The sequence below is a fragment of the Methyloglobulus sp. genome (assembly GCF_040079455.1).
Taxonomy (GTDB): Bacteria; Pseudomonadota; Gammaproteobacteria; order Methylococcales; family Methylomonadaceae; genus Methyloglobulus.
This window is the reverse complement of the sequence record NZ_JBEBKJ010000105.1, coordinates 1-10,106: the sequence shown is the minus strand read 5'-3', so window position 1 is coordinate 10,106 and position 10,106 is coordinate 1. Positions and strand designations below refer to the sequence as shown.

11 protein-coding genes are annotated in these 10,106 nt (G+C 45.1%); all 11 read right to left on the bottom strand.

The genetic code is table 11. The annotated features are described in order from the left end of the window. Positions 1-383, bottom strand: a 383-nt coding sequence (locus ABL924_RS16660; RefSeq protein ID WP_349028229.1) for a type II toxin-antitoxin system VapC family toxin, incomplete at its 3' end; no start/stop codon positions are given. After that, entirely contained in the window at positions 370-603 is a 234-nt protein-coding gene (locus ABL924_RS16655) for an AbrB/MazE/SpoVT family DNA-binding domain-containing protein (RefSeq protein ID WP_349028228.1), read from the bottom strand. The genes ABL924_RS16655 and ABL924_RS16660, both read right to left, overlap by 14 nt. 73 nt (positions 604-676) lie before the next feature. After that, complete coding sequence (locus ABL924_RS16650; RefSeq protein WP_349028227.1) at positions 677-1,600, bottom strand: CPBP family intramembrane glutamic endopeptidase; 924 nt, start codon at positions 1,598-1,600, stop codon at positions 677-679. After that, positions 1,597-2,349 carry a 16S rRNA (uracil(1498)-N(3))-methyltransferase gene (locus ABL924_RS16645; RefSeq protein ID WP_349028226.1) on the bottom strand — a complete coding sequence of 251 codons (753 nt, stop codon included), beginning with the start codon at positions 2,347-2,349 and terminating at the stop codon, positions 1,597-1,599. The genes ABL924_RS16650 and ABL924_RS16645 overlap by 4 nt, the downstream gene beginning before the upstream one ends. Before the next feature lies 1 nt (position 2,350). After that, positions 2,351-3,712: an adenosylmethionine--8-amino-7-oxononanoate transaminase gene (locus ABL924_RS16640; RefSeq protein WP_349028225.1), complete on the bottom strand. Its 1,362-nt coding sequence runs from the start codon at positions 3,710-3,712 to the stop codon at positions 2,351-2,353. Positions 3,713-4,146: 434 nt separating this feature from the next. Beyond that, positions 4,147-4,734 carry a NapC/NirT family cytochrome c gene (locus tag ABL924_RS16635; RefSeq protein WP_349028224.1) on the bottom strand — a complete coding sequence of 196 codons (588 nt, stop codon included), beginning with the start codon at positions 4,732-4,734 and terminating at the stop codon, positions 4,147-4,149. A 159-nt stretch (positions 4,735-4,893) separates the two neighbouring features. Continuing rightward, positions 4,894-5,526, bottom strand: coding sequence for a c-type cytochrome (locus ABL924_RS16630; protein WP_349028223.1), 633 nt, complete (start codon positions 5,524-5,526; stop codon positions 4,894-4,896). Positions 5,527-5,587: 61 nt separating this feature from the next. Beyond that, on the bottom strand, positions 5,588-7,759 hold the full coding sequence (locus tag ABL924_RS16625; RefSeq protein ID WP_349028222.1) for a hypothetical protein: 2,172 nt from the start codon (positions 7,757-7,759) through the stop codon (positions 5,588-5,590). 20 nt (positions 7,760-7,779) lie between these two features. Then, the gene (locus tag ABL924_RS16620; protein ID WP_349028221.1) at positions 7,780-8,751 is read right to left on the bottom strand and encodes a cytochrome c3 family protein; all 972 of its coding nucleotides are present in this window, start codon (positions 8,749-8,751) and stop codon (positions 7,780-7,782) included. A gap of 118 nt (positions 8,752-8,869) precedes the next feature. Next, on the bottom strand, positions 8,870-9,205 hold the full coding sequence (locus tag ABL924_RS16615; RefSeq protein WP_349028220.1) for a transposase: 336 nt from the start codon (positions 9,203-9,205) through the stop codon (positions 8,870-8,872). A gap of 367 nt (positions 9,206-9,572) precedes the next feature. Further along, entirely contained in the window at positions 9,573-9,854 is a 282-nt protein-coding gene (locus ABL924_RS16610) for a hypothetical protein (protein ID WP_349028219.1), read from the bottom strand. Positions 9,855-10,106 lie beyond the last annotated feature (252 nt).

The following is a 10,106-nucleotide window of genomic DNA, read 5'->3' as shown; positions in this document are numbered from 1 at the left end:
CCTAAAACCTCAAATTCTGGATCGCTGGTGAGCAAGACGGCTTGCTCTTTATTTGCTAAGGCGGCGGCAAAGCAATCAGCGTAAGACATGGGGTAAGTTGCCTTCAGCTTTACCGCTTGCCAAAAAAGCTCTTCGGTAAAGGCGACAATTTCAATAGGCAACAATGAAATTTCACCCCGTTTGCGTTCAGCGACTGTCCAACCGAATTGTTTACCGATGCGATAGACCACTTCGCCGAGATTGATTTGATGCAACAAAACCCGTGCATTGCCGCTTGCAGCATCAGCCAAAATCTCGGCAACACGATCTGCGCCCGGTTCATCCTGCGCCAAACGTAAGAGGGCGCAGGCATCGAGTACGTAAGTTGGTTTAACCACTGACATCTTGGGCAACTTCTTGCTTATGTTCTTCTATAAGTTGGTTTATCAAGGAATCGGTCGTTTTCAAAGAACCTCGAAAAGCGACAATAGGATCCGCCGGTAGTAGATATAATTCAAGGTGATCACCAACTTCACGTATCTCAAGTGGCGTACCCGGCTTGATTCCATAACGGTGACGTATTTCAGCCGGAATAACGATTTGGCCTTTGTTTAGGACATTCATGGTTTGCATGTTTAACTTTGATCTTATGTTTAACAACTAATAAATAGTTTAACACGGCCTAAATTAAAATCCATTAAAAACTCTGACAATTTTTCCGCTTGTATACAAAATAACCGACAATTGCCAAAGCCAGCCAAACAGTGACTAACGGCCCGATAACGCCATCGTAGCTGCTGACCAGATAGAGGCAATCCGAATCGGGATTGATATTGAACAAACTTTTGCTTAATTTTATCTGCCACACCCAACAGGCGTGGCAACCAATGCAAAGCCCTAAACTGGCTTTCAATTGCGTCCTGATAATTCCCAAAAACACACCCACCGCAAATAAGGCCAAAAATGCCGACAGTATTTCAGGATTCAACAAATGGTTAAACGCATCGCCCAGTAACATAAAACCGCTGAATAGATTTATTTCTGCTACCGGTATGTCAATTTTGCTATTCAAAAAATGCAAAATGGCATAATAAAATGCACTGATTAAGATTGCTGCCGTTATCGACATTTTCCGGCTTAATCCACTGATTAATAGTCCCCTGAACACAGGCTCTTCAAAAAATGAGATGAGCAAGGCGAGCAATAATTCAATGACGAGTTTTTTGCTTACCCAGAATGCTGTCCACGGCTGAGTTTCATCGACAACATTAACGCCCAGCAGATACAGCGCTAAAAATACTGGCATTAAGGTCATAAAACCCAAGCCAACACCCTGAAATATCTGCTTGATAAAACGTGCTCTGGCGGCAAAACCCAGATCGAATTTAGTTAACCCCAGATAACGCATTGCCGGGAATATGCTCAGCAGCAAAAAAACTTGGGATGCTTTTTTTATGATAGTTCGAAAAGATACCGCATCACCTGTTGCTGACACCAGGCTATATGCCAGAATGCAGGCGAGGAAAGTCGCTACCATCAATACCATCAATGGTATGAGAGCATACAAAAAACTGAGGATTAAAGACGGCGAACGAGTCACAACGGATTTTTCTGTCATCATTTTTCAGTGTTCTGAGCCGGGGCAGCAAAATCCCCCCACAACATCTGCACGGCAGCTAATGCGGCGATGGATGCGGTTTCCGTCCTTAATATTCGGCTGCCTAAACTGACAGGAATAAATCCCGATGCCTTGGCAATTGTGCGTTCCTGGTCGGTAAATCCGCCTTCAGGCCCTGTCAATAAAGTCACTTTCATCTTGTCGGGCTGGAGTTGGTTTAAGGCCATGTCCGCGTACGGATCGAGGAATATTTTTAAACCTTGCTGTATGCTGACCCAGTTTTGCAAAAAATCGACCTCTGCCAGCTCAGGCACGACAGTCCTGCCGCTTTGTTCGGTTGCATGTTGAACAATTTTTTGCCAATGCTGCAAGCGTTGCTGCTTTTTTTCACCTTTAAATTGCACAACACAGCGTTCAGCCATTATCGGCGTAATCGTGTTGACACCCAATTCCACGGCTTTCTGCACCGATAAATCCATGCGGTCACCACGTGAAATGCCTAAACCCAAGGTAATGTATAATGGCGATTCCACACTCCGTTCAGACCAGGATTGCACATTAACCCGCACGGATTTTCGGCTAACTTCGTCAAGCACACAGGCATACTCGCCGCCCTTACCATTAAAAAGGATGATGCTATCGTCTTTTTTCAGGCGCAATACCGTCCTTAAATAATGTCCGCTGTCATCATCTAATTCTACCTGTTCGCCCGTCGCCAAAGCCAAAGGCACATATAACCTGGAAACTCGCATTTTAATCCTTCACCGCAAGCTGCATACCTTGCCAAGCAACCTCAAACATTAATGTTAATTCAGCTTCGTTGATAACGTACGGCGGCATAAAATAAATAACATTGCCCAAAGGGCGTAACAACACTCCTTTCGCCAGCGCATACTGATAAACCCGCAAGCCGCGCCGTTCCTCCCACGGATAAGATTCTTTTGTGTGTTTATTTTTTACCAATTCAACCGCAACTATCATACCCGTTTGCCGTACTTCGGCCACATGTGGATGGTCTTGAAAACGCGCTGCCATTTTTGTCATCATCATCACCAAAGTTTTATTGCCGGCAATAATATCCTGCTGTTGAAAAATATCCAGTGTTGCCAATGCCGCCCTGCATGCTAAGGCATTGCCGGTATAACTATGCGAATGCAAAAATGCAGTGAGCTTTTGGTAGTCATCATAAAACGCCTGATAAATTTTATCGGTCGTCAACACCGCCGACAGTGGCAAATAGCCACCAGTCAAACCTTTGGATAAACACATAAAATCAGGCGTAATGGCAGCCTGTTCGCAAGCGAATAAAGTCCCCGTACGACCAAAACCAACCGCGATTTCATCGGCAATCAAATGCACATGATATTTATCGCATGCCTTACGCAGCATTTTAAGATAAACCGGATCGTACATCCGCATATTACCGGCACACTGCACGAGAGGTTCGATAATCACTGCACAGACGGTGTCTGCATTGTTTTTGAGGGCATACTCCATCAGCGCAAAACGACGCGCAGAATACTCAGCCCATGCTTCGCCAACTTCCCTGTAGTAACAATCCGGTCCAGGTACGGTAATCACACCCATCAACAGCGGGGCATAAGTTTCTTTGTACAGCGGCACATTACCCACCGCCAACGCCCCTAATGTCTCGCCGTGGTAGCTATTTTCCAAGGTAATGAATTTGGTCTTTTGCGGCTGACCTAATGATTGATTCAGATTGCGCCAGTAATGAAAACTCATCTTGAGCGCGACTTCCACCGCCGCAGAACCATTATCGGCATAGAAGCAACGGTCAAGACCTTGAGGCGTCACTTCAACCAACTTTTCCGCCAGCTTGATAGCGGATTCGTGGGTAAACCCCGCAAAAATGACATGTTCCAGCAACTCAAGCTGATCTTTAAGAGCGGCGTTTATGTAAGGATTGGCATGACCAAACAGATTGACCCACCAAGAACTGATCGCATCCAGATAACGGTTACCATCGAAATCCTCCAGCCAAACGCCCTGGCCTTTTTTAATGGGAATGATTGGGAAAGTTTCATGATCTTTCATCTGGGTGCAAGGATGCCAGAGGACAGCAAGGTCGCGGTGGGAGTAATTCGAATTATTCATTAATGCAAACTGTGCTACAAAAATATAGTTGAGAAGCAAAGGGAAAATGGATTTTCCAACCATTTTCCACACACTTTTACGAATACCCAAAAAAACTTGCAGTTTTTAACGACGACGACCTTGTGAATCAACATAAGTATCAAGCAAGCGCCTTATTATCAAAAATGCTACCTAAAACTATCTGAAATGAGCCAGCATAAGTTATCCAAAAAGACCGTCCAGAATTATATGAAAAAGGCCATTCGACGCCACTATCATCAGTATCACCTCCTAAATATGTAGACAGCCAATAACAGTCCGGTCTATCAATAATTTTCTATTTATAGTCAGGTTAAAAATATCGGAGCTGACGGGCAATAATCGAGTTAACGTAGGGACGATTTAACTTGCATCTTCAAAAAATCCCGTCAGGATAAACTTAAACAAGAGAGTCTTTACTCAATTGTATCTGGCAATTCATGAACAATTCCTTTATGACAATCGATACATGTTTTGCCGGAGTCTGGCTTGGCTGCCTGCTCATGTTTTTTCTTTGCGCTCTTATCTTGAATATCAAGTTTCATGGCATCGTATTGGTGACAGTTTCGGCATTCTTGTGAATCTGAATCCTTCATGCGGCCCCATTCACTTTTTGCCATCTCCAAACGCTTAGCCTCGAATTTTTCCTTGGTGTCTATCACCCCGGTCAAATTACCCCAAACTTCTTTGGAGGCCTGCAATTTGCGAATAATTTTGTGTGCAAAATCCTTGGGGACGTGGCAGTCGGAACAACTTGCACGCACGCCGCTAAGGTTGCTGTAATGGGCAGATTGCTTGTACTCTTGATAGACATTGTCCCGCATTTCATGACAAGAAACACAAAACTCCAAGGTATTGGTTTTTTCTAAGCCCCAATTGAAACCTTCCCATAACAAAATACCTAGTATGAAGCCGACCCCTATTAAGGCCATTATTGAATAGCGGGCGCTTGGTCTACATAAAAAGTGCCACCCGCTTTTACTGGATTGATGTGAGTCTGCCATGTTAACCCTGTTCTGTGCTGCTAGGGCAGCCGACTGAATATTCCCTTACATTAAGGCTGCGCCAGCAGTGCTTCACTCGCATAAATGATGCCTGTAGTTTTTGGCCCAAGAAAATTGAGAAGATAAGACGCTCAGTAATATTCGACAACAAGCTGTACCTTACTGGCTGCTCCCATAAAAATGCTTAAGTGCCTCAAAGTCTTCCGCTTCTAGTGCTTCAATTTTTACTTTCATTTTTTTACTCATTGGGCGCTTACCAGCTACAAGATCTTTAAATGCGGTGTCAAGATAATCCATTTTCTGTCCGGCCAAGACAGCCGCATCGTCACTGGGAAGGCTGCCGCCTTCGGTATGGCATTTTTCACAACTTTTGCCGTGGACGGCTTTACCTTTTTCGGCCAGCGCGGCATCAAACGGCTGTTTGAAATGAACAGTTTTCTGCTTAGCAAAATAGTCAACCAGTTGTTTAATGTCATCGTCGCCTAAGTCAGCAACGACTTTACACATATCGGTTTTGGTGTCTTTTTTTGCACCGGTGCGAATTTTTGTCTCCACACAAGGCCGCTCTTTATCCTTGAATTCCTTCAAGCTGACTTTGAGGTATTCAGCCGATTCCCCGCCGATATTCGGCACATCGGGTTCGGAACTGGCACCTTCCTTGCCGTGACAAGCCCCACACGTTTCAACCAGCGTCTCTAATTCAGCCGCAAACATATCCGTCGTTGAAAATACCAAACTGACGGCCAACATCCAAAAGGCCAATACTGGATATTTAATGCGATTATTTTTCATATTATTTCCATACACAAATAGTTTTATATTAAATAACAACTTCGAGAGACAAACTATTCTCTTAAAAACCCAATGAAACGCCCATCATGACAGTGTGGTATCCCCCAGACAGAATGCTATAAACCTTATCATCGTAGTGGTCATACGCATAAGATCCCCTCAATTTAAGCATATCGTTAAACGCGTAGTCTGCACCTAAGGTAATCGTTTGCAAGGTATTATCGACTTGCTGGTCAATAGCTCCGGTTGCGTTTTCAAGCCGACTCGCTATATATCCGCTTGCATTATTTCCTTTGGAATACGACAACGTATAACCACCACTGAAATTGAGTTTTTTGTTTGCTTGGAAGTCGGCACCTAAAGAAAAAACATACGTATCCACCAAGTAGTTCGGCATATCCCGCACTCCGAACCAAACTGGACTATTCGGTGCTTCAAAGCGCCTCCGATTCGAGGAAATGAAGTACGACGCAAAATCGTTCCGCATCCAGTTAAAGCCTGCATTGGCACTTAACCGTTCACTCGGTATAAAACTAACAGTAAAGCCTGATGATTGCTGTGTATTGTCTGTATTCTGCACCAGCGAACTACCATCCCTTAGTACCGGGGTTGTCAATGCATCAGTAAACGTATTGTTATCGTTCTGCCGGTTTTTAAAATTGTAGTAACCACTCAGCGAAATAGTTTCGTTTACCATGTAATTCAAACGTGTCTTAAGGTTGAACGATTCGCTCGGTTCAGAAATCAGCCCCGTTTGGTGGGCGTACAGATAAGACGGCGTAATGCGGACTGTCATACCATCAATCGGGCGAGCAACCCAATTGATGTAGCCTTCATTAGAAAATGATTCCTGACGGTACAAAGACCGTTGCGGTTGAATGCTGCTAACCCCTGTGACAGTGGAACCTTGCGACCAGGTCAAGTCGCGATCCTTATCTTCACCCTTCCAACCAACGGTTATTGTGCTTTTGAGTATAGTCGGCCTAAATGTTGCGGACAACCCGTAAGAGAATGATTCAATCGTGTTGATACGCACCCCTAACTGCTCTCCGTCAGTAGGATCAATTAAGCCCGTCGCCGGAAAAGTTGAGCCGTTGTCACGGTTGTAATACTTGGCGTAACCTTCCAACCCAACCCAAGACAACGCAGCGGAATTTATGTTAAGAAAAGCACTGTTGGTCGTGATTTTACCTTGGTTATAACCGACACCTAGTTGATTCTCGGTAAACGAGTCCTGTTCTAGGGTAGATATACCGTAACCACCGGCTACCGTCGTGAGACCGAAATTTTTTGTGATGCGGAAGTTTCCCCTTAATAAGGTGCTATCCGGGATGAAATGCACAGGGCTATTACTGGCGTTAATTCTATCCGAATTGACGCCTCTATTTGCAAAGCTTCCAATCGTAAAATCATTCGCCCGGTTATTGAATTTCTCCACCGTACCATCGAAGGCCATCTGGAATCCCTTGGGCGCACTACTCAAATTTACCGAAAACCGGTTCATTTGCTCATTGACCGGCATATTAAAGCCACGCCAACGTTGTTGGGTGCCTGTATCAGGCGCATCCCTGTTCACGTCGTCACCCCCTAATGCATAGGTGGCAAAACGATTGCCATCCCGCTGATAGCCGTCATATTTGAACGTAAAGGAACCCGCATTGCCAAACAACTTGGGCTTTAACGCTAAACCGCCTCCATATCGAGTCCTATCAATCGTATAAATGCTATGACCATTCGAATCATCATTGAACCGGCCAACATAACCGCTATTTCTGGTCGTGTAGAGGGGGTCAGTACCTCCTGGCACTTGGTTGGGGCTGTAAAGGTAGTTAATTCCACCGGTGGCCGAACGGTACATCGAGTAATAGCCAGTAAAATCGACTTCATCCAGATCCAACTTGGCCTTTCCGCGCTGATTGTAAATACCGAAGCCTAACCGTTCCAGAGAGAATACGTCGCGCTGGGGATTGGCCACAAGGACTTTTAAATCCCCATCAGGATAAAAACCAGAGCGGTTATTGGAACCACTCGCCTGGTAATTGTAGCGCTCCAGGAATTGAGCCCTGTCCCTACCGACTCCTTCGTTATAATCGAAGAAATATAACTTTGGCGTGGCTTCAACGCTTACTTTGTTGCCGCCGTCGCTGACTGGCTTCTCGGCAGCTTGTAATCCAGGGTCAGCGTGAATCGCCAACGCTGGCAATACAATTTTGAGCAATGTTTTTGTATTCATGGCATTTGACTCCTAAACCGTTAATGTCTAAGGTGTTGGTCAACGGAACTGCCATGAATTGCACCATGACAGTTAGCGCAGTTCCTCAGTACCGCACCGGAAATCGTTTCGGTGGTAATTTCATCGGTTGCAGTACTTCCCGACTGACCATGGCGATTATTAGGCAACGAGTGGCATTGCAAGCACAGCATCGGTTGCGCTACCTCAAGTAATCGACGGTTTGGTGTGCCGTGGGGATTGTGGCAGTTGGCGCAATCTTCTGTAGCAGGCGGATGCTCAAAAACATGCGGTCCGCGCACCGCCTGATGACATTGCGTACATTGTTCAGTTTTGCCGCCAAGCGTCGTCTTACTGCTATCGTGTTGGTTATGACAATCAGTACAGGTAATGGCCCCTTCCCGCAATGGATGATGCGAGACCATGTTAAAACGGGCAAACACGTCTTGGTGACAAGTGATACAAAGTTTGGCGTTCTTGTCTAATCTCAAGTCGGCCACATTAGGCTGGTTGCTGATTTTGTCCTTGTGGATACCGTGGCAATCCGTACACTGGACACCGGCTTTACTGTGATCGGAAACTCCAAAGTTAATGCGGTGAGCATCTTCCGCATGGCCTTTACCTGTTGCATGACACGAAAGGCAGGCTTCCGGCGCTTGTACTTTGGCCGGCAAAATCTTCTTGGATTTTCTGTGCATTTCCGCATCAGTGTGGCAGGATAAGCAATCACTATGGTGTTCATGTACCTTGGCTTCAGTGTCGTCATGACAGGAGGTACAGGCTTTTTCCGTTGATGTTGCTGCCGAATCTACCGCTTTTATCACATCATCTGTGGCATTCGCTGGGAAAGCAAACACTGAAATAGTAAGCAAGAGAAGCGTTCTTAAGCTAATCGAACGTAGAAACCATGCAGAAACTGCCGATACTGGCTGGAAAACTCCAAACAGCATCAACAACCTTTTAAAATAGCAAACAAATAGAATATTCGATTTCATTGAAAATTACCCCCTCTGCCATTATATGAACCGCAAACCATTCGCAGAACAGCAAACTAAATCTCTACAGCTAGCTCAGTATGGTTTTGTTTCCATTAAGAAAATGTTATTTAAGTATTCATGAGAAACTAATTTTAAACCTCGACCCAACACCCGCCATGAGATTTTGCATTTGTTCGAACAACTCCTCTTTTGACCAAGTGACAAACCGCCGCCAATAGTACTTCAGGTGCTTCCAAACGATTTCGATCGGATTGAGTCCGGGGCTGTACGGCGGCAAGTGCACCAGCCCCTTCGTGCGCCAAGCCTTCGCCCAATTGTAAGATATCAGCAGCGTGACACCGAATATGTCCGCCACCACGCAGAACGAGTGCCCTTTGCCGAGGAACGCCGGGATGCCCAAGGCACGGCGGCGGAAATCAGCGTATGGGTGATGGTCGGCAAGTTCTTGCAAAGTCATACGCTCAGGTTCTGTAAGCTCAAGGGGCGGCAACATATAAAGTTAATGTGTCAGTTGAAAACTTTAAGCATAGACTGTGTTTTTAAAACAGTTAGGCGTTTGTACTAATTTAAGCCATTAAATTAATAATATAATTATTTTTTACGACTAAAGACGATACCAAATTCACAGTCGCTGCAAATCGGGTAGCTTCCGATTCAGCTCCTATTAATACGTTAATACCTTCAATTATTTATTATTTCCTGCTTAAAAGACCGAAATATGCATATGCTCAATGTATGTATTCCAAAAAATTACATAAAAGTTCAATTGAGGTAAAAAATTAAATAATTAATCTTCAAGAAGCCGACTGTCGTTATGTTTACATCCTTTTGTTCTGGTTTCTAGCAATCCTGCCGGAATGACGAATCGGAATTGCCATCTGACTTGTTGGTAGGTGCTTACATGTTAAGTCCCACAATCTTATTGAGCGGATTGGCTTCAGTTTTTTGGCGGTATCGATAGAGGCGTTGTCCAATATGACGACCAACGGCTTGGCGACCCGTTCCGCCAAGGCCATCAGGAAACCGAACACCCACAGGCCGTTCACGGATTCCCACAGCGTGGCCATCGCCAACTGATGTGTCAATACTTTTCCGGACACATGGTTAAGCTGAAATTCGTAATCTACGAGCGACAAATAGCCATTGGCGGAATGGGATCGCCCGTGGCCATACCCACAAGGCACAAGTGAAACACTTCGACATATTCAAAAGTGGTCGGCAATTGAATAAGCATACCGGTTCGGTATTTTACTACTTACAATAATCAGGTGATATCAAGCCACCGTCACCCACCAGGAACTGATCGCATTCAGATAACGGTTGCCATCGAAATCCTCCAGCCAAACGCCCTG

Excerpts from the sequence above, each read along its gene's own strand:
- ABL924_RS16630 (WP_349028223.1), bottom strand. The coding sequence starts at position 5,526 with ATGAAAAATAATCGCATTAAATATCCAGTATTGGCCTTTTGGATGTTG.
- ABL924_RS16635 (WP_349028224.1), bottom strand. The coding sequence starts at position 4,734 with ATGGCAGACTCACATCAATCCAGTAAAAGCGGGTGGCACTTTTTATGT.
- ABL924_RS16620 (WP_349028221.1), bottom strand. The coding sequence starts at position 8,751 with ATGAAATCGAATATTCTATTTGTTTGCTATTTTAAAAGGTTGTTGATG.
- ABL924_RS16655 (WP_349028228.1), bottom strand. The coding sequence starts at position 603 with ATGAATGTCCTAAACAAAGGCCAAATCGTTATTCCGGCTGAAATACGT.
- ABL924_RS16650 (WP_349028227.1), bottom strand. The coding sequence starts at position 1,600 with ATGATGACAGAAAAATCCGTTGTGACTCGTTCGCCGTCTTTAATCCTC.
- ABL924_RS16640 (WP_349028225.1), bottom strand. The coding sequence starts at position 3,712 with ATGAATAATTCGAATTACTCCCACCGCGACCTTGCTGTCCTCTGGCAT.
- ABL924_RS16645 (WP_349028226.1), bottom strand. The coding sequence starts at position 2,349 with ATGCGAGTTTCCAGGTTATATGTGCCTTTGGCTTTGGCGACGGGCGAA.
- ABL924_RS16625 (WP_349028222.1), bottom strand. The coding sequence starts at position 7,759 with ATGAATACAAAAACATTGCTCAAAATTGTATTGCCAGCGTTGGCGATT.